The 21,711-nt window shown below is 57.3% G+C and carries 18 protein-coding genes; 3 read left to right on the top strand and 15 right to left on the bottom strand.

Features of this window, described 5'->3' with window-relative positions; genetic code table 11:
• Positions 1-66: 66 nt before the first annotated feature.
• The gene (locus Q1A48_RS07510) at positions 67-357 is read left to right on the top strand and encodes a DUF1540 domain-containing protein (RefSeq protein WP_299942998.1); all 291 of its coding nucleotides are present in this window, start codon (positions 67-69) and stop codon (positions 355-357) included.
• 48 nt (positions 358-405) lie between these two features.
• Here the strand turns inward: Q1A48_RS07510 and Q1A48_RS07505 are convergent, their stop codons facing one another.
• Positions 406-2,139, bottom strand: a complete 1,734-nt coding sequence (locus tag Q1A48_RS07505; protein ID WP_299942995.1) for an AMP-binding protein — start codon at positions 2,137-2,139, stop codon at positions 406-408.
• 600 nt (positions 2,140-2,739) lie between these two features.
• Here Q1A48_RS07505 and Q1A48_RS07500 point away from each other — a divergent pair.
• Both Q1A48_RS07500 and Q1A48_RS07495 read left to right on the top strand, forming a co-directional pair.
• Positions 2,740-4,560, top strand: coding sequence for an ABC transporter ATP-binding protein/permease (locus tag Q1A48_RS07500; RefSeq protein WP_299942991.1), 1,821 nt, complete (start codon positions 2,740-2,742; stop codon positions 4,558-4,560).
• A gap of 49 nt (positions 4,561-4,609) precedes the next feature.
• A complete protein-coding gene (locus tag Q1A48_RS07495; protein WP_299942989.1) occupies positions 4,610-6,343 on the top strand; it encodes a Zn-dependent hydrolase in 1,734 nt (577 codons plus the stop codon).
• Positions 6,344-6,538: 195 nt separating this feature from the next.
• Here the strand turns inward: Q1A48_RS07495 and tsaA are convergent, their stop codons facing one another.
• The 14 genes from tsaA to hscA all read right to left on the bottom strand — a co-directional run bounded on the left by tsaA (position 6,539) and on the right by hscA (position 21,634).
• The gene (gene tsaA, locus Q1A48_RS07490) at positions 6,539-7,234 is read right to left on the bottom strand and encodes a tRNA (N6-threonylcarbamoyladenosine(37)-N6)-methyltransferase TrmO (protein ID WP_299942987.1); all 696 of its coding nucleotides are present in this window, start codon (positions 7,232-7,234) and stop codon (positions 6,539-6,541) included.
• Positions 7,235-7,281: 47 nt separating this feature from the next.
• On the bottom strand, positions 7,282-8,745 hold the full coding sequence (locus tag Q1A48_RS07485) for an NAD-dependent succinate-semialdehyde dehydrogenase (RefSeq protein WP_299942985.1): 1,464 nt from the start codon (positions 8,743-8,745) through the stop codon (positions 7,282-7,284).
• Positions 8,746-8,927: 182 nt separating this feature from the next.
• Positions 8,928-10,322 (bottom strand): ribosome biogenesis GTPase Der, encoded by a 1,395-nt coding sequence (der, locus tag Q1A48_RS07480; RefSeq protein ID WP_299942983.1) that lies wholly within the window; start codon positions 10,320-10,322, stop codon positions 8,928-8,930.
• Between the two features lie 136 nt (positions 10,323-10,458).
• Complete coding sequence (gene bamB, locus Q1A48_RS07475; protein WP_299942980.1) at positions 10,459-11,622, bottom strand: outer membrane protein assembly factor BamB; 1,164 nt, start codon at positions 11,620-11,622, stop codon at positions 10,459-10,461.
• On the bottom strand, positions 11,622-12,335 hold the full coding sequence (locus tag Q1A48_RS07470; protein WP_299942978.1) for a tetratricopeptide repeat protein: 714 nt from the start codon (positions 12,333-12,335) through the stop codon (positions 11,622-11,624). The genes bamB and Q1A48_RS07470 overlap by 1 nt, the downstream gene beginning before the upstream one ends.
• A gap of 70 nt (positions 12,336-12,405) precedes the next feature.
• The gene (hisS, locus tag Q1A48_RS07465; RefSeq protein ID WP_299942976.1) at positions 12,406-13,668 is read right to left on the bottom strand and encodes a histidine--tRNA ligase; all 1,263 of its coding nucleotides are present in this window, start codon (positions 13,666-13,668) and stop codon (positions 12,406-12,408) included.
• Positions 13,669-13,699: 31 nt separating this feature from the next.
• Positions 13,700-14,839, bottom strand: coding sequence for a flavodoxin-dependent (E)-4-hydroxy-3-methylbut-2-enyl-diphosphate synthase (ispG, locus tag Q1A48_RS07460; protein WP_299942974.1), 1,140 nt, complete (start codon positions 14,837-14,839; stop codon positions 13,700-13,702).
• A 100-nt stretch (positions 14,840-14,939) separates the two neighbouring features.
• Complete coding sequence (locus Q1A48_RS07455) at positions 14,940-15,881, bottom strand: RodZ domain-containing protein (RefSeq protein WP_299942972.1); 942 nt, start codon at positions 15,879-15,881, stop codon at positions 14,940-14,942.
• A complete protein-coding gene (gene pilW, locus Q1A48_RS07450; protein WP_299942970.1) occupies positions 15,871-16,677 on the bottom strand; it encodes a type IV pilus biogenesis/stability protein PilW in 807 nt (268 codons plus the stop codon). Before pilW ends, Q1A48_RS07455 begins: the two co-directional genes overlap by 11 nt.
• A gap of 624 nt (positions 16,678-17,301) precedes the next feature.
• Positions 17,302-18,429, bottom strand: coding sequence for a 23S rRNA (adenine(2503)-C(2))-methyltransferase RlmN (gene rlmN, locus Q1A48_RS07445; RefSeq protein ID WP_299942968.1), 1,128 nt, complete (start codon positions 18,427-18,429; stop codon positions 17,302-17,304).
• A 64-nt stretch (positions 18,430-18,493) separates the two neighbouring features.
• Positions 18,494-18,922: a nucleoside-diphosphate kinase gene (ndk, locus tag Q1A48_RS07440; protein ID WP_299942966.1), complete on the bottom strand. Its 429-nt coding sequence runs from the start codon at positions 18,920-18,922 to the stop codon at positions 18,494-18,496.
• Positions 18,923-19,115: 193 nt separating this feature from the next.
• Complete coding sequence (gene iscX / locus Q1A48_RS07435; protein WP_299942964.1) at positions 19,116-19,310, bottom strand: Fe-S cluster assembly protein IscX; 195 nt, start codon at positions 19,308-19,310, stop codon at positions 19,116-19,118.
• 29 nt (positions 19,311-19,339) lie between these two features.
• Positions 19,340-19,678 carry an ISC system 2Fe-2S type ferredoxin gene (fdx, locus tag Q1A48_RS07430; protein ID WP_299942962.1) on the bottom strand — a complete coding sequence of 113 codons (339 nt, stop codon included), beginning with the start codon at positions 19,676-19,678 and terminating at the stop codon, positions 19,340-19,342.
• A gap of 84 nt (positions 19,679-19,762) precedes the next feature.
• Positions 19,763-21,634 (bottom strand): Fe-S protein assembly chaperone HscA, encoded by a 1,872-nt coding sequence (gene hscA, locus Q1A48_RS07425; protein ID WP_299942960.1) that lies wholly within the window; start codon positions 21,632-21,634, stop codon positions 19,763-19,765.
• Between the last annotated feature and the right edge of the window lie 77 nt (positions 21,635-21,711).

The raw sequence follows: 21,711 nt of genomic DNA, 5'->3' as shown, positions 1-21,711 counted from the left end.
CTGTTTTTCGTTGACTTGTAATCTGGCTAGACTAGTCTCCAACTGACTAACCAGGAGAAGAAAACCATGATTATTGCGACAGATATGCCTGAAGTCAGCAAGTGTGCCGTTACACACTGCGCCTACAATGCCAATGACGGTTGCCACGCCAGAGCCATCACAATCGGCAATGGTGCAGACCCCGATTGCGATACCTTCCTCGCCAACGCAAAGCACACCAGCAGCGCCCGCACCGCCGGTGTCGGCGCCTGCAAAATGGAGGGTTGCAAATTCAATGATGATTTTGAGTGCTCTGCAGACAGTATCCAGGTTGGGCGCAACGGAAGCGCAAATAACTGCCTCAGCTATACCCACTGATTATACAGGTTTATTATTCACCCAATGATCAAATAGGTCATGGAAGACTTATTTGATTACAGGATTGGTGACAACAGCTTCCAATGTGGCGCTCCCCTCTTGCTGGCTGGCACTACCCAGCGGCTCCCAGATAATTCCCTCGCTGTTCGCAAACGCCTTGAGCAATGGCTGGTAACGCGCTTCCAGCACTTTGCGTCTGATCTTCATCGTTGGGGTAAGCAAACCATTTACCGGCGTCCACTCCTCCTTGCCAATTAAAACAAGTTTAATTCGTTCATGGTGCGACAAGCGCTGATTCACAGCACCAAGCCGCCGCAGCAGCCGGGCGCTAATTTCTTTTCGCGGAAGTGTTTCTGCCAACTCAGATACAGTTGCCAGCAGCACCGGTTGATCCATTCCATGCCCAAGCACACAGCACTGTGCCAGAAGCGGTTCATTGCCGAAGGCTCCCTCCAGACAACTGGGTTGGATAAACTTCCCTTTACTGGTTTTAAAGGATTCGGCAATACGTCCGGTAACATGCACCAGCCCATTCTCATCAATAAAACCGGAGTCCCCGGTATGGTAGTAGCCATCGCGAATAACTTCTGCAGTTTTCTCGGGCTCCCGATAATATCCCTTCATTAAAGAATCACTTTTAAACAGTATTTCGCCCTGGGCGGAAATTTTTAACTCACAGTTGTGCTGAGGTTTCCCTACTGTGCCCGGCACAGGGTCTTCATCCCTGTGCGCAATACAACCATAGATAAAGTTTTCCGTCATACCGTAGCCATCTGCCAGCTTCATCCCCATACGGTGATACCAGCGCAATAATTCGACCGACGTTGGCGATGCCCCTGTCACCAACAGTCGCGCCTGATCCAATCCCAGACTGCTGCGTATTCGGTTCCTAAGCCAAGTACTAAGGCCGGGTATACGCAATGCAATGCTCTGCACAGTGGGTGGAATTTTTTGATCAATCTGTTGCTTAAATCTACCCCACAATCTGGGGACTGAAAAAAACATCGTGGGACGGGTGTGCTGCAGATCTTCAAGAAAGGTTTCCAGAGATTCTGGAAAGTACACGGGTGTTCCCGAGTACAAACTGTGAAATTCTATCAGGATTCTCTCTGCCGCGTGGGCCAAAGGGAGATAGGAAAAGAAACGGTCCGACTCATTGTAACCATACCCTTTGACCATATTTGGCGCGACAAAAATCACCGATGACCAGGCGTGCATCACGCCCTTCGGATGACCTGTGGTCCCAGAGGTATACATAATGGTGAAAACGTCATCCTTATCAAATACTGGGTTTTCATCGAAAGAGGCATTAGAGCTGATTACCGTTTCCAGCTCCTGATCGCAGTGAATTTCACAGCGCTGTATAGCCACGGTGGGGATGGAATCCACCACCGCCAGCAGAGCCTCCCGGTTATCCGTGGCCCCACAGAACAGCAGTTTAGATTCCGAGTGCTGCAGTACATAGGACATGGAAGAGGCGGACTGGCCTGGATACAGGGGGACACTGATCATTTCAGCCAGCATGATGCCCACATCCACGATCACCCAGTCAGCGCAGTTTTTGGCATGAAGGGCGATCCGATCTCCGGGGTTAAATTGGCTGCGCAGGAAGCCCGCTACCCGTCTGGCCCTAGCCATCACGTCGCCCCAGGTGTAGTCCCGCCACTGACGCTCGTACATCTGGCGCAGGAAAACCTTGTCAGCCTCTTCAGCCTCCCTTTTATAGAGAAGCTCCAAAGGCTGCAGGCCTTTTATGGTCTCGTATCGCTCTTCCGGGCTCATCGCTTCCCTCGCTCATTATTGTCTGTATTGTGACCAGACGCCCTTAACCTGTCCGGTTACCGGGTTAATAATAGACGCCAAGGCGAGGCGGAAGTCGTTGCCCTTTCTCTTATTGGAATAGATACACGCCAACTATCCGGGGCTGCTAAGTATCCATGATAAACAGGCTGCCCATTTCGTTTTTGACCTGCACCATTAATGCACTGCAGCAACTGCGCAGAGTCACTTGGTTAACAAGGACCAAGCTTCCCCCTAAAGCCAACAGCAGCTGCCTGTTCCGTATGCCCCCTTCCACCCATTCACAAGGCAAACCAGTAACCTCAGCAGCTGCTCACTCCTGTTATCTGTATCCGGAAAAAACAATTCCTGCGCAGTTCCTCGGGCATACTCAAACGGGCGGCCCGGCCGACAGCGGTTATCGACTACACCGTCCTCACCACATCTGACATCCAGGGCTTGATTGCGGCGATTGCCCCTGATACCGCAAATAGCGTCGGGACAAAAGTGCAATTCCCAGTGTGAGGCTGTCGAATAATATTCGCGCGCAAAACAAGCCTGTGTCTATTTATAATGGGTACGTTTTGCTTGCTGGTAGTCGCTATGCCCAGACCCAAGTCCACCGCCACATTGGATGAAGTACACTGGAGTGCTTTGAAAACCCTCGTGCCCTACCTGCTGGAATTCCGCCGGGCGGTTGTTTTGGCGCTTCTATGCCTTATCGGTGCCAAGATCGCGGGAGTGACCCTGCCATTTATCCTCAAACACATCGTGGATGACCTGGATAGCGCCGGCGCCACTGCCCAGGCTGTTGCGCTGCCATTGGGACTGCTCCTGGCCTATGGTGCAGTACGCTTTTCCAATACCCTGTTCGGCGAGCTGCGCGATACCATCTTTGGCAGGGTAACCGAGCGCGCCCAGCGCAGAGTGGGACTGGAGGTTTTCCAGCACCTGCACACACTGGATCTGGATTTCCACCTGGACCGGCGCACCGGGGGCCTGTCCCGGGACATTGAGCGCGGCAACAGCGGCATCGGTTTTCTGATGCGCTTTATGGTATTCAATATCGTACCCACCCTGGTGGAAATCACCATGGTGGCGGGGCTCTTGTGGTGGAACTACAGCGGCGTTTTCGCCCTTGTGGTTCTGGCGGCAGTGATCGCCTATATCAGCTTTTCGGTGGTGGCCACGGAGTGGCGAACGCGCTTTGTGCGGGCACTTAACCAGGCGGAGTCCCAGGCCAGTAACCGGGCGGTGGACAGCCTGCTGAACTACGAGACGGTCAAGTACTTCACCAACGAGCAGCACGAGTCCGGCCACTACGACCACGAATTGGCAGTGTGGGAACAGGCGCGGCGCAGCAACCGCCTGTCACTGTTCGGATTGAACAGCGGCCAGGCCTTTATTATCGCCGGTGCCATGTGCACCGCTATGGTCCTTGCAGCGGCGGGGGTGGTCAGAGGGCAGATGAGTATTGGCGATTTTGTGCTGGTCAACGCCTTTATGATGCAGATTTTCATCCCGTTGAATTTCCTCGGCTTTGTTTATCGGGAAATGAAAGGCGCCCTTGCCAATATCGAAAAAATGTTTTCCCTGCTCGCCGTGAAACCGGCCGTGGCGGACATCTCCGATGCCCAAACTTTGCAAGTGAATGGAGGCCGTATTGACTTCGAGGATGTCCAGTTTGGCTACAGGGATAACCGCAAGATCCTCAAGGGTATCAGTTTCTCGGTCCTGCCCCGCCAGAAAGTCGCTATTGTGGGTGCCAGCGGTGCTGGCAAGTCCACACTGTCCAAGTTGCTGTTTCGCTTCTACGAACCCGGTGCCGGCAGTATCCGCGTTGATGGCCAGGATATCCGCCAGGTCACCCAGGCATCCCTGCGCCGCATCATCGGTGTTGTACCCCAGGATGCAGTACTGTTTAACCAGTCGATCAAGGAAAATGTACGTTACGGCCGGGTTGATGCAGGTGATGAAGAGGTGATGCACGCAATCCGCCACGCGCACCTGTCCGATTTCGTGCAACAACTGCCCCAGGGGATCGATACCCTGGTGGGGGAGCGGGGCCTAAAACTCTCCGGCGGAGAGAAGCAGCGGGTAGCCATTGCCCGCGCACTGCTGAAAAAGCCACCGATTATGATTTTCGATGAAGCGACCTCTTCGCTGGACAGTCGCTCGGAGCGCAGCATTGTTGCCTCACTACAGGAAATCGCCCGCGAGCAGACGACCTTGGTTATCGCGCACCGCCTGTCGACCATTGTGGATGCGGATAAGATCCTGGTGATGGAACAGGGCCGGATCGTGGAGCAAGGCTCACACTCCCAGTTGCTGGCCTTGGCAGGGCATTACGCGACCCTTTGGCGTATTCAACAACAAGAGCGTGGCACCGAGGCAGAAACGGCGGCAGATGCCCCGCTTTCCTGACGGTTGATAATTTCGCACAGCCCGACTAATGTGGCGCCGGTAAAAGATAATGATAGGCAGAACGATGATGACTATTCCCTTTCCGTCCACCAGGATAGCTGCCGCACTATTGGCACTGGCACTTATTGGCGGCTGCTCCAAGGATAAGCAGGCTGAGGAAATCTCCGGGGACGAAGCTAAAGCGCAGATCGTCGAGTCGGAGACTGTGACTCCCTCCAGCGGCCAGACTGTGGAAAACGCAGACAAGCGTTTCGATATTTATGTTCCGGTAGAGCTCACCGCGAACCTGAGCGGACTGTCGGACAACCAGCGCAAAATGATCGGCCTGCTGATTGATGCCAGCCAAGTTATGGATCGGTTGTTCTGGCTGCAATCCTACGGCCCGGCGGAAGTGCTGCTGCCGGATATCGAAGACGGCCGCGCGCGCAAATTTGCCGAAATTAACTACGGTCCCTGGGACCGTCTCAACGGCAACAAACCGTTTATTGTCGGTTACGGGCCAAAACCATCAGGCGCCAATTTTTATCCGGCAGATATGACCCGCAAGGAATTTGATGACTGGAACCAACCCGGAAAAGACGGCCTCTACTCCCTGGTGCGTCGCGATAGCACCGGCAACCTGGCACTGATACCTTACCACAATGCCTACAATGCCGAACTGAAGAAGGCCGCGGACATTCTGCGCCAGGCCGCAGCATTAGCCGAGAACAAGGCGTTTGCCCACTACCTGAACCTGCGCGCAGACGCACTCCTGACCGACAATTTCCGTCCCAGTGATATGGCCTGGATGGATATGAAGGAAAACGAGATCGACGTGGTGATCGGCCCTATTGAAAACTACGAGGACCAGCTGTTTGCCTACCGCACCGCCTACGAATCCTATGTCCTGTTGAAGGACAAGGCCTGGAGCGGAAAACTGGCCAAGTTTGCCGCGCTTTTACCCGAGTTGCAGAAGGGTCTGCCGGTTGAAGCGCAATACAAGTCTGAAAAGCCGGGTACGGACTCCGACCTGAACGCCTACGACGTGCTGTTCTATGCGGGCCACAGCAATGCCGGCTCCAAGACCATTGCCATCAATCTACCCAATGATGAAGAAGTGCAACTGGCCAAGGGCACCCGCCGCCTGCAGTTAAAAAATGCCATGCGCGCCAAATTCGATAAGATCCTGGTGCCCATCAGCGATGTGCTGATTGCTCCGGATCAACGCAAACACATCACCTTCCCCGCTTTCTTTGCCAACACCATGTTCCATGAAGTGGCCCACGGGCTCGGGATCAAAAAGACCCTGAATGGTGGCGAGAATGTTCGCCAGGCGCTGAAAGAGACTTCCTCCGCCCTGGAAGAAGGCAAGGCGGATATTCTCGGGCTATATATGGTCACGCGCCTGTACGAGAAGGGGGAGATCGAGGATGGCGAGTTGATGGACAACTATGTCACTTTCCTTGCCGGAATCTTCCGCAGTGTACGCTTTGGTGCCGCCAGTGCTCACGGCAAGGCCAATATGGTGCGTTTCAACTTCTTCAGAGACCAGGGTGCCTTTACCCGCGATGCCACCACCGGGCAATACAACGTGGACTTCGAGCGAATGCAACAAGCCATGACCAACCTGTCCCGTCTGATCCTCACCATTCAGGGGGATGGCGACTACGCGCAGGCCAAGAACCTGCTCGCTGAGCAGGGCGTGATTGGCCCGGAACTGCAAGCTGACCTGGACCGCCTTGCGAAAGCGAATATTCCTGTCGATGTGACCTTTATCCAGGGTAAGGCCGTACTGGGTCTCTAGTTATGGGACTGAAGTACTCCGCAGGATAGGAGAACCGGGGAAAGGAAAGCCCCCTTTCCCCATCGAAAATTAGCCTGGTAGCCAGGTTTCACCCGGCCATCAATCAGGCCGGGGATCAACCAGGTGATTGCCGGGTTCACCCTCTCTTCACCACTGACTATTGAGCACACCTGTCACTCATCACTGAAGGAGCGATCACAATTCGGTCAGGGAGACCACCTCTATGCCCTGATCGGTATAGCGCCAGCACAAATTGAAATTGCATAATTTCATCCCATAGACCCGCCCTGGCGCCAATTTTTGGTAAGCGGGTCTTGGATCCTGTGCCAGTACCTGTGCAATCAAACTCGCAAGATCCGTTCCCCACCCATCGCGGTAAGCCCGGGCCTGGGCCAGAATAGGTTCGGGAATGGTAACCGGCGTCAGTGCCGGTGCAGAATCTGCAAAAGCACTCTGGGCTTCATCCACGGCATCGGCATAGGGGATATAGGGTTTGATGTCCACCACAGGCGTACCATCGACCAGATCGACGCCGGCGACGATCAATTCCACTTTCGGGGAAGTGCGCACTTCCAACAGGCGCACTACCGAAAGACCGATATTGTTGGGGCGAAAGGGGGAACGGGTGGCCAGTACCCCGAGTTTCCTGTTGCCGCCGAGACGCGGCGGGCGCACCTTGGGAGACCAGTGCCCGGCAGCGCGATGGAATTGGAACACCAGCCAGATATGGCTGTTTGCCTCCAGCCCCGCCACCGCATCTGCCACATTGACCGGCGGCAGCAGTTCAATACTTGCACGGCTGGCATCGGCGAGGCGGGGCTGCCGGGGAACACCAAACTTTTCACCGAAACAGGAATACACCCGTGCAATGGGCTCAACAACCATAGACATTACAATGCATAGATTTCAGGCTGGTTATTTTAAACCCCTTGTTGCGCTTATTGATCGATACCACCGAGACAGAGATACTTGATTTCCAGATAATCGCCGATCCCGTATTTGGAACCCTCGCGACCCTGGCCGGACTCTTTCACGCCGCCAAATGGGGCCATCTCATTGGAGATAACCCCCTCGTTGATTCCCACCATGCCATATTCCAGTCCCTCGGCGACACGACAGATACGGCCAATATCGCGGGAGTAGAAGTAAGAGGCGAGGCCAAACTCCGTATCGTTCGCCATACGAACCGCTTCCTCTTCGGTGGAGAATCTATACAGAGGGGCGACAGGCCCAAAAATTTCTTCTGTGAACAACTTCATCTGATCGCTTGCATCACCGAGCACCACCGGGGCATAAAAACTGTCGCCCAGGGCACTGGGGCCACCGGCGACCAGTGTCTGAGCCCCCTTCTGCAGCGCATCCTCCACCAGTGACTCCACCTTTTTAATCGCCTTGGCAGTAATCATCGGGCCGAGGTCGGTATGGCCGTCAAAACCGTTACCCAATGTAAGGTTATTCACAGCTGCAGTAAATTTACTGGCAAATGCCTCATAAACGCCCTCTTGCACCAAAATGCGGTTGGCGCAGACACAGGTTTGACCGGCATTGCGATACTTGCAGATAATCGCTCCCTTCACCGCCTCGTCCAAATGCGCATCATCGAAGACAATAAACGGCGCATTCCCCCCCAGTTCCATCGAGGTTTTCTTCATGGTTTGCGCACACTGGGCCTGCAGCAGCTTGCCTACCGCAGTGGAACCGGTAAAGGTGAATTTGCGCACCAGCGGGTTCGAGGTCATCTCGGCGCCGATGGCGGGTGCATTTTCACCCGTCACAATATTGAAGATGCCTGCGGGAATGCCAGCTTCCTCCGCCAGTACCGCCAGTGCCAGGGCGGAAAGCGGTGTCTCTTGGGCGGGCTTGGCGATAAAGGGGCAGCCGGCGGCCAGGGCCGGCGCCATCTTGCGGGCAATCATGGCACTGGGGAAATTCCACGGCGTTATAGAGCAGGTGACCCCCACAGGTTGCTTGATGACCACAATACGGCGATCACCGGCAGGCGGCGCTATCACGTCCCCGTAGGCACGCTTGGCCTCTTCGGAAAACCACTCGATATAGTTGGCACTGTAGACAATTTCCGTTTTTGCTTCGGACAGGGGCTTGCCCTGTTCTGCGGTAAGAATCCTGGCCAGGTCATCCGTGTTGGCAATCACCAGGTCGTACCAGCGGCGCAGGGTTTTTGCCCGTTCTTTGACCGGAGTGCCCCGCCAGGCGGGCCAGGCGGCGGAGGCCGCCTCAATCGCACGGCGGGTCTCATCCGCACCCAGGTCGGAGACTTTGGCCACCACCCTGCCAGTAGCCGGGTCGGTGACATCGAAAGTTGCACCGGAATCCGCATTGATCCACTGACCGTTGATATACGACTCGGTGCGCAACAGCGCGGGGTTCTTTAGCTCCAGCATCATTTTCTCCTTGTGAAGTCTTCCCTGATACCCGCCTCACGCGGGATCACCTGCTACGATAGTAACCCCTAATGTACTCCTACCCGGTATTATTGCCCGAAGCCGTGACAACAGAGAATGCCCGCATTCCATTTGAGTACTGCGCACATGCTGTGGTACCCAGCGGCTTGTATCCTGCAGATCTATTTTTTCTTTTTCACAAACTTCATCAGGCGTCTCTTCTTGGCTTTCTGCCGGTCAGTCAGTTTGTTTTTTTTGCCGGCATAAGGGTTGTCACCAGTGCGAAATTCAACCTTCACCGGCGTCCCCTGCAGCTCCAGGGCCTTGCGGAAAGTCTTTTCCAGATAGCGTACATAATGCGCAGGCACCTGCTCCGTCTGGTTGCCGTGGACCACGATCACCGGGGGGTTCTGCCCACCGGCATGGGCGTAGCGCAGTTTGATACGGTGGCCATTGACCAACGGAGGCTGGTGTTCGCTGACCGCCCAGCGCAATATCCGCGTTAGCTGATTGGTGGACAGTTTGTCCGTAGCACTCTGGTAAGCGGCCTCAATGGATTTGTACAAGTGGCCCACACCGGTGCCATGCAGGGCCGAAATAAAGTGTACATCGGCAAATTCCACAAAGCGCAGGCGGCGCTCCAGTTCCGCCTTGACATAGTCGCGATGGTCTGTCTCCAACCCATCCCACTTGTTCAGGGCCACCACCAGGGCTCGACCGGCTTGGATCACAGCGCCCATCAGGTGCATATCCTGATCCACAAGCCCCTCGCGGGCATCGATCACCAGCACCACCACATTGGCGTCTTCCACGGCTTGCAGGGTTTTGACAATGGAAAACTTTTCCACCGATTCCTTGATATTCTTGCGGCGCCGGACGCCGGCAGTATCAATCAGGGTATAGGGGTTCTCATCGCGTTCATAGTTGATATAGATACTGTCGCGGGTGGTACCGGGCTGGTCGTAGACCACCACGCGATCTTCGCCCAACAGGCGGTTCACCAGGGTGGATTTACCCACATTGGGGCGCCCGACGATGGCGATCTTGATGCCGGTGGCCTCTTCAGTCTGAGCGACTTCAAGTGGCTCAGACAGGTCTCCCAACACGCGCTGCATCAGGGTGCGCACACCGCGACCCTGGGTCGCAGTGGTGGGAAACACTTCACCAATGCCCAACTCGTAAAAAGGCGCCAGGGCAATATCCGGATTGACCCCGTCAACCTTGTTGGCGACCAGGAAGGTCTGCTTGGAGCGGACGCGCAGCTGATCGGCAATCATCTCGTCCGCCGATGTGAGGCCGGCGCGACTATCCACCAGGAAGAGCACAATATCCGCCTCTTCGATGGCCTGCATGGACTGTTCCGCCATCACCGCATCAATCCCCGCTTCCCCGCCGCTAATACCACCGGTATCGACAAGCAGCACTTTGCGTCCGTCAATTTCGGCTTCACCGTATTTGCGATCGCGCGTGAGCCCTGCGTAGTTGGCTACCAGAGCGTCGCGACGCCCTGTAAGACGGTTAAACAGTGTGGATTTGCCCACATTGGGGCGCCCGACCAGGGCGATTACTGGCAACATACAGATTCTGGCTTTGGCCCAATAAATACAATCGCCCGCACAGGGCGGGCGATGTCAATACATTTTGTCGGCAAGCTTTTTTCAGGCTCCGGCTCCAATGGCGAACCCCTCTTGGCCGACACTATTTTTCAGGGGACTAACCCCGTGTGAGGCGCAGGGCAACCAGCTTGCCGTCGTCCGACAGCACAAACAACAGATCACTGTCCACCAGCATGGGAATACGTATCGGGTCACCATCCACCTGCTCCCGGCCGATAAACTGGCCGGTGCCGGGATCCAGCAGGTGCAGGTAGCCCTCCAGATCCCCGACAACCACAACATCCTCAAAATACACTGGGCCACTCAGCTCACGGCGCAACAGCGCGTTGTTGCTCCAGTCGATCTGACCATTGCCCACATTGTAGGCGTAGACACTGCCGGAGGCACCACTGAGAAAGACGTGGCCACCGCCCACTGCCACCGCGTGGTGGGTGGAAGCACCCCGCGCCCAGAGACCGCGACCGCCCTCCTTGGACAGGGCCACAACACGCCCCTGGTAACTGGCCGCGAAGACCAGATCGCCGCGCACCACCGGAGAGCCGTCGATATCCACAACCCGCTCCAGTTCCGCGGACCCCTGGGGGATGGCAACGCGCTGTTCCCAGCGGGGAATGCCATCGCGGGCATCGAGAGCAATCAGTTTGCCGTTGTCGAGCCCTGCGATGACCATACCGCCACTGATCACGGGCGCTGCCGTACCGCGCAGGGTCAATACCGGCAGACTGGTATTGTAATTCCAGAGTTCCTCTCCACTGCCGGCATCCAGCCCAACCAGTTTGCCGTCCACGGTTTGCAGCACCACCACGCCCGAGCCCACCGCTGGTGCGGACACAACCTCGCCGGATACCTGGTAGCTCCACAGCTCGCTGCCGCTGTTCAAATCCAGGGCCACAGCGCGACCACGATAGTCCGACACCACGGCGATACCGAGTCCGGCGCCAACACCACCACTGAGTTCCACATCCAGATCGGTTTCCCAAAGCGTTGTGCCGGTGCTGCGTTCGAACGCAGTGACTTCGCCATCGCTGCTGGCAGCCACTAGCCTGTCATCGGACAGGCTCGGCTGCAGCATGGCGTAGCGCTTCACATCAATGCTGCCCACATCCGCAGACCAGACTTCGCGCAGCGACACGCTGGAGGTGATTTCCACCAACTCGAGCGGCTCTACCTCTTCCTTCTCATCGTTGGAGGCGCAGGCGCCCAGAGTAAATGCCAGGGCGGCAATCACCGCGCGCCGCACAGAGTGTTTCAGATATCCCATCAATCCTCTCCCCCCGATGTTGGCTCACTTGACTCCTCTTGCGGCATCCCATCGCCGCTGGCGGCGGCGAGGCTATCGGCCTTGAGACGCAGAAGTTGGGCACTGCCAGCCTGCTCCGGCAACAGCTCGGTCAACGCCTGTTCATAGGCAGCATGTGCACTCGCATCTTTCCCCTTCTGCTTCAGAATGTCACCGCGGGTTTCGGAATAGAGCGCGGCAAAGGCCGGGGGCACAGTACCCGCGACCAGCTCCAGGGCTTCATCCGGATTGCCCCGCGCGGCCACAACCGCGGCGAGACGGCGTTTGGCCAGCAACTGCAAAGCGGTCTCACCGCTGTTGTCGAACACCCATTGCAACTGTTGCTGCGCAGCTTCCAGATTGTTGCTGTCAGCGGCAATGGCGGCCAGGCGCAGGGAGGCCTGGCTGGCGTAAATACGGCTGCCAAAATCGCTCTTCAATTGCTCGGCGAGCGTCTTCGCGGTCGTCAGCTGTTTGTTATCCGGCTGGTTGTTGTTGGCGGAGACGGCCTCCACAAAACTCTGGTACAGATCTGAGGCGGCTTCCGCTTTGGCGCGCTGATCGCCCTGCCACCATTGATAGCCAAAGTAACCGGCCAAAGCCAGGGCCACACCGGTCACAATGCCCCTGCCGTTCTCCGCCCACCAGCGTTTCAGGGTTTCGATTTGTTCTTGCTCAGTAATATGCTCAGCCATTGCGTAATTTGCCTTTCCGTTGTTTTTTCACTTTCCGGGCGGAATCCACCGCCACCCTCCATCATTTGCTTCAGCTCTGTAGCAGGGCCGCCAGATCCGCCGGCGCAAGGGTTTGTTGCGACCGCTCGGAGCGCAGAAATTTCACTGTGATCTGACCATTTACAGCCTCGTTCTCACCGATAATGAGTGCGAAATCGGCACCACTTTTATCGGCCTTCTTCATTTGGCTCTTAAAGCTGCCGCCGCCACAATGGGCCTGCAGGCGCAACCAGGGCAACGCGTCACGCAGTTGCTCTGCCGCAGCCAGGGCGGCCGATTGTACATCCCCCACCGCCACCAGATAGGCGTCCACCTGCTGGACCAGGGTTTTCGGCAACGCCCCCAGGGTTTCCAGCATCAGCACCAGGCGTTCAACACCGAGACCAAAGCCAACCGCCGGAGTGCCTTTGCCGCCCATCTGCTCCACCAAGCCATCGTAACGGCCGCCGGCGCAGACGGTACCTTGGGCGCCGAGACTGCCGGTGACCCATTCGAACACGGTCTTGTCGTAATAGTCGAGGCCGCGCACCAGGGTCGGGTTGATCTCGTATCTCACCTGCGCAGCATCCAGCAGTTCACGCAGCCGGGTCAAGTGCGCGGTGGATTCCTCGTCGAGGAAATCCAGTAGACAGGGTGCATTTGCCAACAGTTCCTGGGTTTGTGCACTTTTACTGTCGAGGATACGCAGCGGGTTACGCTCCAGGCGGCGCTGGCTGTCCTCATCGAGCTGCGCGCGGCGCTCGCTCAGGTATCCCACCAGCGCATCGCGGTAGGCCGCGCGGCTGGCGGCATTTCCCAGAGAATTCAGCTGCAGGGAGACATGCTCGCTGATACCCAACTGGCGCCACAGTCGCGCGGTCATGATCAGGATTTCCGCATCGATATCCGGCCCTTCGATGCCAAACACCTCGACACCAAACTGATGAAACTGGCGCAGGCGGCCCTTTTGCGGGCGCTCGTAGCGAAACATGGGGCCGAAGTACCACAGGCGCTGGGCCTGGCCCAACAGATTGTTCTGAATAGCCGCGCGCACGGTGCCCGCGGTGCCCTCCGGGCGCAGGGTTATGCTATCGCCACTCTTGTCATCGAAGGTGTACATTTCCTTCTCAACAATATCGGTGGCCTCACCCACGGCGCGGCTGAACAATTGTGTGGCCTCCAGATGGGGGGTGCGAATTTCCCGGTAGCCGTAGCGGGCGAAGAGCTCGCTGAGTGTGGCCTCCACATACTGCCAGGCCGGAGACTGCTCCGGCAGCAGGTCGTTCATTCCGCGTATTGCGCGAAGCTGTTTCAATACCGTTCCTTACTGTTATCTCGCATAGTTGTCAGTATTTCGCAGACACCAGGGTCCCTCGCGATCTGGCGATAATATCCGCCTCTCGCTCGGCCTTGGCCGCAGCCTTGTCGCGGATCAGGCGCTCCAGATCATCCACCAGGGTTTCACTCTTGAATTTTCGATCCGGCTGTCCATCGACATAAACAGCATGGCTCGGGGTGCCGCCGGTAAGACCGATATCCGCCTCCTTCGCTTCGCCGGGTCCATTGACGATACAGCCGATCACCGCCACATCCAATGCAGTGGTGACATCCTCCAGGCGCGTCTCCAGTTCGTTCATGGTTTTCACCACATCAAAATTCTGGCGCGAGCAACTGGGGCAGGCAATAAAGTTGATACCCTTGGTGCGCAGGCGCAGGCTTTTGAGCAGGTCCCAGCCCACCTTGACCTCTTCCACAGGGTCTGCGGCCAAAGATACCCGCAGGGTATCGCCGATACCGTCGAGCAGCAGGGCACCGAGACCGATGGCAGATTTCACCGTGCCCGCGCGCAGACCGCCGGCTTCGGTAATCCCCAGATGCAGCGGCTGTTCGATCTGCCGGGCCAGTTTGCGGTAGGCAGCCGTGGCCATAAAGATATCCGAGGCCTTGACGCTGACCTTGAAGTGTTGGAAATCCAGGTTGTCCAGAATTTCAACATGGCGCAGGGCAGACTCCACCAGCGCATCGGGCGTGGGTTCGCGATATTTTTTTTGCAGGTCTTTTTCCAGGGAGCCCGCATTGACGCCGATGCGAATGGGGATATTCAGGTCGCGGGCCTTGTCCACCACCGCGCGAATGCGTTTTTCACGACCAATATTGCCGGGGTTGATGCGCAGACAGTCCACCCCCAGGTCAGCTACCCGCAGGGCAATACGGTAATCGAAATGGATATCCGCGACCAGCGGTACACTGACCTGCTTCCTGATTGCTCCGAAGGCATCAGCGGCGTCCATGCTGGGCACTGACACCCGTACGATATCCGCACCGGCCCGCTCCAGGCGCTGGATCTGCGCCACAGTGGCCGCCACATCACAGGTTTCAGTGTTGGTCATACTCTGCACCGAAATCGGCGCATCGCCGCCGACGGGCACATCACCCACCATGATCTGGCGCGACTTGCGGCGGACAATGGAAGACTCGAATTGCATAGCGCTGACCTGGAGGTATTGCTGCTGAAAATTGAGGGGGGAATTATAGAGAGATTGGGCGCAAACCTACAGAGGTCCCTGCCGCACCGGGATGACCATCTCAATTGCCGACAATAAGGCGACGTGTGCGGCGGTTGCCGATCGGTTCGCTATCGACGGTTTTCTCCAGGTAGACAACGTGGGTCGCGCGCGCATTGCCGAGCATCAACTCGAAAGGCGCGCGGCCGTCAAGGGACTTGGAAGTCCCGCCCTCCTGAACGCCCGCCAGCAGTACAACACCGCCGGCATCCTTGACTTCAATCCAGGCATCCTCGTCGAAACGAAGACGCAGGGGCCCCTGCAGTGACCTGTCCAGCGCGGCCAATTCGGACGATAGGGCCGGCGCAGATTCCTCAGCTTGGGGGAGATCGGTTTGCAGGATCGGGGATCCGGAAACCACCGCGGTATCCCCGTGATCGCCCACTCCCCCGGCTTGGGCAGGCTCTGTCTGGGGCGTCGCACGCACGGATCCCTCCACAGCTTCTGTCTGGGCAACTTCCCCGGACGGCGAGGCAACCTCCTGCCCTTCCGTCAGCGATGCCATTACCCGCACTTGCGGAATAAACACCGGGCCACCGTACAGCCACCAAAAAATACCCGCTGCAGCCAGCAGGGGCAACAGGGCCAGCAACCCCTGGGGGCGCCTGCGCGCCGGGCGCAGGGCATGGGTCATTTCCAGGTGCCGGGCCTCGGTGCGCACTTCCGGTTGCGGACGGCATGCCTCATAGGCCGCCAGCACCGGCTCAGAGGGGATGCTCAGCTCTCGGCAGATATTGCGAATATAACCCCGCGCATAGACCATTTCCGGCTGGCGCTGGTAAATGTCATCTTCTAAGTATTCCACCGCATTGTCGATAATACACAGGCGCTGGGAGAGTTCCCTGCGGGACAGGCCGGCGGCCTCGCGCGCTGTGCGCAGCAGGTTGCCGGGGGAGACGGGGGACTTCTGTGCACTGTGCATGGCATCGGCACTGTCGCAGTGCGTGGAACTGCTATCCGTCATTACCACTCAACTCCTGATATTTCAGTGTCTCCGCAGAGTACGGATACAAATTCTTCAAGGCAAGCGCGTAGCTGAGTTCCTTGTCCCGGTTGCCAAACCGCTTCTCAATGCGGATACCCAGCCACAGGGACTGGGGAATCTGGCGGTTGTTCTCACTGTACTTGTCCAGGTACTGTTTGGCCGCAGCGTAGTCACCGGCTTCAAACCTCATCTCCGCCATTTCGAGCAGTGCCCCGGGCAGGTCGGCATTCAGGGCCAGTGCCCGCGCGTAGGCACTCTCGGCCTCTTCCAACATACCCAAACGGCGGGCAGTGCGACCGTAATTCACCAGGGCGAAGAACCGGCGGTTATAGCTCAGGTCACCGGAGGCGTGACGAAACTGCTTCAGGGCCTCCTTGTAACGGGCCTGTTGATAGAGGAATACCCCGTAGTTGGTACGCGCCATGGAAAACTTTCCGCCATAGCGCAGCGCTTTTTTAAAGTGGGACTCTGCCACCCCCAATTCTCCATCCGCCTGGTACAGCAGGGCCAGGCCGTGATGTGCGAGGGAGTTTTTCCCGCCCAGTTCCAGTGCTTTGTTGAAGTGGTGCCGAGCCAGCTCGCGGTTCTTGTCGTTGCGTAAATAGCGCAGCCCGAGCTGAACATGCGTCTCCAGGGCCTTTTCAAGGTTGACTTCCCGGCGCTCCGGCAGCCCGGTTGTTACACAGCTACTCAGCAGCACGGTCAGAATCAGCCCAGCCAAGGGCAGGCCATGGGGTTTAACGAACACAACATCACCTATGGATTTATTCTTCATTTTTTCCGACTCGCCAGTGCAGCAGGTGCAGATTGAGCACCTTCAACGCAGGGCCAAAGACACCCGCAAGATTCAACACTGCCGACACCCCGCCCCCGCTTCGCCAGTCTATGCTCTAAGGCTCCACACCTGTCTCTCAAACCGGTACGCTGTTTCGAACTGAGCAGAGTCCCAACCCCAATCAGTCTCCCCGTTATACTGCCGCAAAGCCCTATCAATTGCAGCCCTGTACCCCTTTAGTTCCATTTTGCAACCCAGCAGTCGGTATCACCGGATTTCTGCGGCGCAGGGTTGGGACACAACGCCATGCCGATTCCACCCTGATTGGTCCCGTCCACGCCTTCATGGAGAGCGTGGGTCCGTACACCCTTTGCAGTAAGAGACACCCTACCGCCAGGGCCGGGATTATGGGATTCAGGCGTATCACTTAATGCGCCAACAAATTCGGCAATATAGATGCCTTTTTGTGCGCAAATAGAGACTCACGTATGGCTGCTGTTGACCCGATACAGCGGAGTCACAGGTTAGCACAATCCCCGAGAGATACGGTCTGCGCCCTGCGCACTCACTGCTCAGGGGTGCGAGACAAACAGATCGGAAAAGCCGGCCTGATCGCCTGGGTAATCAACCCATTAGGCGTATCGGCCGCTCGGCGTCCCGGTAACGCTCGGCGCGGCGGGTGCGGTCATTCACACTGCCGGCCAACTGACCACAGGCCGCATCAATATCACCACCGCGGGTTGTGCGTACCGTTACGGTAAAGCCTTTATCCAACAAAATCTGTTGAAAGCGTCGCAAAGCATTGTTACTGACACGCTGGTAACTGGACAGTTCAAACGGATTGAAGGGAATCAGGTTGATTTTAACCGGTACATCGCGCAGCAGCTCAGCCAACTGTTGTGCGTGTTCAGGACGATCGTTGACCTCACGTATCAGTGTGTATTCGATGGTCATTTTACGATGGGTATCCGGCATACGCTCAATATAGCGTTTGGCGGAATCCAGCAGGGTAGCGATGGGATACTTTTTATTAATCGGTACCAGCGTATTGCGCAACGCATCGGTAGGCGCGTGCAGGGAAATCGCCAGGCTTACATCGGTGACATCCGCCAAGCGGTCCAGCGCCGGCACCACACCGGAGGTGGAGAGGGTTACACGGCGTTTGGAAATACCGTAGGCATTGTCCTCCATCATGAGGTTCATGGCATCGACCACATTGTCGAAATTGAGCAGCGGCTCGCCCATGCCCATCATAACGACATTGGTGATCTTGCGCGGCCCTTTCGGCTCCAGCTGGCCGAAGGACTTACAGGCCAACCACACCTGGCCGATGATTTCTGCCGCACTCAAATCGCGGTTAAAACCCTGCTTGCCGGTGGCACAGAAACTGCAATCCAGGGAGCAGCCCACCTGTGAGGAAACACAGAGGGTACCTCGGTCCCCATCGGGTATATAAACAGTCTCAACGGCACTGCCACCGCCAGCATTAATCAGCCATTTGCGCGTGCCATCGACGGAGTCCCACTGACCCAGCATGTCCGGTACACGGATTTCGGCCACTTGCGCCAATTTTCGGCGCAAGTTCTTGCTGACATTGGTCATCTCAGCAAAATCATCCACCCCGTTCTGGTGAATCCATTTCAACACCTGGACCGCACGGAAGCGTTTTTCGCCCAGCGACTCAAAGAATGCGGCCAGCTTTTCGACCGAGAGGCCGAGTAGGTTGGTTTTCTCAGTTTGCGCTAGGGTCATTGCATTCACCTCGGGTACGAACTGCACTTGCCCTGCCGGGACCGGTGCGGTTTGGTTGCGCAGATCAGGCGCGCGGGCAGATTTCGTCTCCGCTGAAGAAGTAGCCTATTTCACGGGTTGCAGACTCTGCAGAATCGGAGCCATGCACCGCATTGGCATCGATGCTCTCAGCAAAGTCGGCGCGGATAGTACCGGCAGCGGCTTCCTTGGGGTTGGTGGCACCCATCAGTTCGCGGTTGGCGAGGATGGCGTTCTCCCCTTCCAGAACCTGAACAACCACCGGGCCGGAAGTCATGAAATCGACCAGATCCTTGAAAAACGGACGCGCTTTGTGCTCAGCATAGAAACCTTCGGCTTTCTCGCGGGACAGCTGCAGCATCTTCATGGCAATGATGTTCAGGCCGGCCTTCTCAAAACGGCTCTCAATTTCACCGATTGCACTCTTGGCTACAGCGTCCGGTTTGATAATGGAAAGGGTGCGCTCCAGGGCCATGGTTATCTCCAAATTTTGTTATCGTAACTGAACTTACAGACAGAAAGAGCAACCTGCACAGTTGCTCTTCCCTGATATTCCTTCTATACCCACCGGTGGGTACGCAATTTCTTGTCGCCGTATTTTGCGGCGGGCGGATTATACGGGGTATTGATCGACTTTTATACTCCAAGCCAACACCACCACTGGCAATCTATTCCCGCTCTTCGATCCAGGCGGCCTGTATTGCCTCCAGAATCTTCTCGCCGCAGCGTTTCGGGTCGTCGTCAAAACCGGGGAGCTGCGTAACCCAATGGCGCAGATCAACAAAATTGACCGCAAGTGGGTCAACATCCCTGTGCGCTTCACTGAGCTCTATGGCAATATCGTGAATATCTGTCCACTTCATAAGATTTGCTGCCTCGCTATCCGGGCCGGTCAGTGCTTTTCCGAAACCTGGTTGATGGTGTATTTGGGAATCTCCACTACCAGGTCTTCCTCCTCGACAATCGCCTGGCAGGACAGGCGCGATTCCGGCTCCAAACCCCAGGCCTTGTCCAGCAGGTCCTCCTCCAGTTCATCGGGCTCCTGCAGGGAATCGAAGCCTTCCCGTACAATCACATGACAAGTGGTACAGGCACAGGCCTTCTCGCAGGCGTGCTCGATCTCTATACCATTGGTCAGCGCAGCATCGATAACGCTGACTCCGCTGGCCACTTCCACCACCTTGCCCTCAGGGCAAATATCGGCGTGGGGTAAAAATATTATCTTGGGCATGGGGGTAATAACTCTCTGAGGCCGCAATCCGGCAAAACCAAGTGGACTTGGCAGCTGCGGGGAGCGCTGGCTGCACTCAGCGGCTTATTGATCAAATTCGTCCAGCCTATGGCCCTGCATGGCGCGCTTGATTGAGGCGTCCATACGCCGAGCAGCGAAAGGCTCCGACAGCGTATTCAGGGTTTCCATACGCCGGCGAATCTCTGTCGCATCGGCACCGTTATGGGCCAGGCGCAAAGCTTCCATGGCCCGTTCGAGCTGGTTGAGCTCGCGCTCTTCCAGCAGCTGGGCACCATTTTCCCGCAGGGCGGCCAGCAGGCTTTCCAGGGTGCGTTCCGCTTCTACCTGGGCCTCGCGCAGAGCGCGCAGGGCAATATCCTCAGCGGCGTGGGTGTAGGACTCCTGCAGCATACGCGCGATGACCTTGTCCTCCAGGCCGTAGGACGGTTTAACGGTAATATCCGCGCTGACACCGCTGCTTTTTTCCACGGCGGTAACCGATAGCAGGCCGTCCGCATCCACCTGAAAGGTCACCCGTATATGGGCGGCGCCCGCAACCATGGGGGGAATACCCCGCAATTCGAAACGCGCCAGCGAACGGCAGTGGCTGACCCACTCACGCTCACCCTGCACCACATGGATGGCCATGGCGGTCTGGCCATCCTTGAAGGTGGTGAACTCCTGGGCCTTGGAGACCGGGATGGTGGTATTGCGTGTAATCAGCTTCTCGGTGAGCCCGCCCATGGTCTCGATACCCAGGGACAGGGGGATAACATCCAGCAACAACAGCGCTTCGCTGGATTTATTGCCCACCAGTACATCCGCCTGCAGTGCCGCGCCAATGGCAACCACCTGGTCCGGATCAAGCGCCGCATGCGGGGGGCGATCAAAGTACTGCGCTACGCGCTCGCGCACCCGCAGGGTACGGGTTGAACCACCTACCAACACCACTTCCTGTACGGCATCCACACCGATATTGGCATCGCGCAAAGCCCGCTTACAGGCACGCAGGGTCTTGTCGATCAGCGGGTCCAGCAGCTCTGCCAGAGTGACTTGATCCAATACACCCTGCCAATCCCCGTACCGTAGTGCTACCTGCTCGTTACTGGTCAGAGACTCTTTGGCGTGGCAGGCACAGCCCAGCAGCCTGCGCTGGGTGGCGGCATCCAGGTCGGCACCCAGGCCCGCCTGTGCGGCGAGCCAGGTGGCAATGCAGCGATCAAAATCATCACCGCCCAGGGCGGTGTCACCGCCGGTGGACAGTACTTCAAAGACACCCCGGGACAGGCGCAGGATGGAAATGTCAAAAGTGCCGCCGCCCAGATCGTAGACCGCGATCACCCCTTCCTCGCCCTGGTCGAGGCCATAGGCCACAGCGGCGGCAGTGGGCTCGTTGAGCAGGCGCAATACCTTGAGCCCGGCCAGTTTGGCCGCATCCTTGGTGGCCTGGCGCTGGGCGTCATCGAAGTACGCGGGTACGGTGATGACAGCGCCATCCAAACCGCCACCCTCTCCACCGCAGAGTGCCTCGCGGCCGCGCCGGGCCAGTGTCTTGAGAATTTCCGCGGAAACCTGTACCGGGTTCACCGGACCGGCAGCGGTTTCGATGGCGGGCATACCGCCATCACTTCCGGCAAAATGATAGGGCAGCTGGTCGCCGAAACGCCGGATATCGTCAACACCACGTCCCATCAGGCGTTTGATCGACAGAATGGTATTGTAGGGATCCTGTACAGCGCGGGCCCGCGCCTCGGCGCCGACGGTAACCGTGTCTTTGCCATAATGGACCGCCGAGGACAGTATCACGCTATCCCCCTCAACGGCGATGGCCTCTGCCGAGCCATCACGCACCGTGGCCACCAACGAGTTGGTGGTGCCCAGGTCGATTCCCACAGCATACTTGCGCTGATGGGGTTCGGGGCTCTGCCCCGGCTCGGAAATCTGCAGTAGTGCCATTAGTTGTCTCTTCTGTCCTCAGGAGGGCGTTATGACGGCACAACCTGTGCCAAACCCCGGGGCTTTCTGCGGGTTTG

It is taken from the genome of uncultured Microbulbifer sp. (assembly GCF_947489355.1).
Lineage (GTDB): Bacteria > Pseudomonadota > Gammaproteobacteria > Pseudomonadales > Cellvibrionaceae > Microbulbifer.
This window is presented reverse-complemented; position numbering and strand designations above follow the sequence as displayed.

Bases quoted from the DNA above. Each gene is read 5' to 3' on its own strand.
- fdx (WP_299942962.1), bottom strand. From the start codon at position 19,678: ATGCCCAAGATAATATTTTTACCCCACGCCGATATTTGCCCTGAGGGC.
- bamB (WP_299942980.1), bottom strand. From the start codon at position 11,622: ATGGGATATCTGAAACACTCTGTGCGGCGCGCGGTGATTGCCGCCCTG.
- Q1A48_RS07495 (WP_299942989.1), top strand. From the start codon at position 4,610: ATGATAGGCAGAACGATGATGACTATTCCCTTTCCGTCCACCAGGATA.
- Q1A48_RS07485 (WP_299942985.1), bottom strand. From the start codon at position 8,745: ATGCTGGAGCTAAAGAACCCCGCGCTGTTGCGCACCGAGTCGTATATC.
- Q1A48_RS07505 (WP_299942995.1), bottom strand. From the start codon at position 2,139: ATGAGCCCGGAAGAGCGATACGAGACCATAAAAGGCCTGCAGCCTTTG.
- ndk (WP_299942966.1), bottom strand. From the start codon at position 18,922: ATGGCCCTGGAGCGCACCCTTTCCATTATCAAACCGGACGCTGTAGCC.
- der (WP_299942983.1), bottom strand. From the start codon at position 10,322: ATGTTGCCAGTAATCGCCCTGGTCGGGCGCCCCAATGTGGGCAAATCC.
- ispG (WP_299942974.1), bottom strand. From the start codon at position 14,839: ATGCAATTCGAGTCTTCCATTGTCCGCCGCAAGTCGCGCCAGATCATG.
- pilW (WP_299942970.1), bottom strand. From the start codon at position 16,677: ATGAAGAATAAATCCATAGGTGATGTTGTGTTCGTTAAACCCCATGGC.
- tsaA (WP_299942987.1), bottom strand. From the start codon at position 7,234: ATGTCTATGGTTGTTGAGCCCATTGCACGGGTGTATTCCTGTTTCGGT.
- rlmN (WP_299942968.1), bottom strand. From the start codon at position 18,429: ATGACCCTAGCGCAAACTGAGAAAACCAACCTACTCGGCCTCTCGGTC.
- Q1A48_RS07500 (WP_299942991.1), top strand. From the start codon at position 2,740: ATGCCCAGACCCAAGTCCACCGCCACATTGGATGAAGTACACTGGAGT.
- hscA (WP_299942960.1), bottom strand. From the start codon at position 21,634: ATGGCACTACTGCAGATTTCCGAGCCGGGGCAGAGCCCCGAACCCCAT.
- Q1A48_RS07470 (WP_299942978.1), bottom strand. From the start codon at position 12,335: ATGGCTGAGCATATTACTGAGCAAGAACAAATCGAAACCCTGAAACGC.
- Q1A48_RS07455 (WP_299942972.1), bottom strand. From the start codon at position 15,881: ATGACGGATAGCAGTTCCACGCACTGCGACAGTGCCGATGCCATGCAC.
- Q1A48_RS07510 (WP_299942998.1), top strand. From the start codon at position 67: ATGATTATTGCGACAGATATGCCTGAAGTCAGCAAGTGTGCCGTTACA.
- iscX (WP_299942964.1), bottom strand. From the start codon at position 19,310: ATGAAGTGGACAGATATTCACGATATTGCCATAGAGCTCAGTGAAGCG.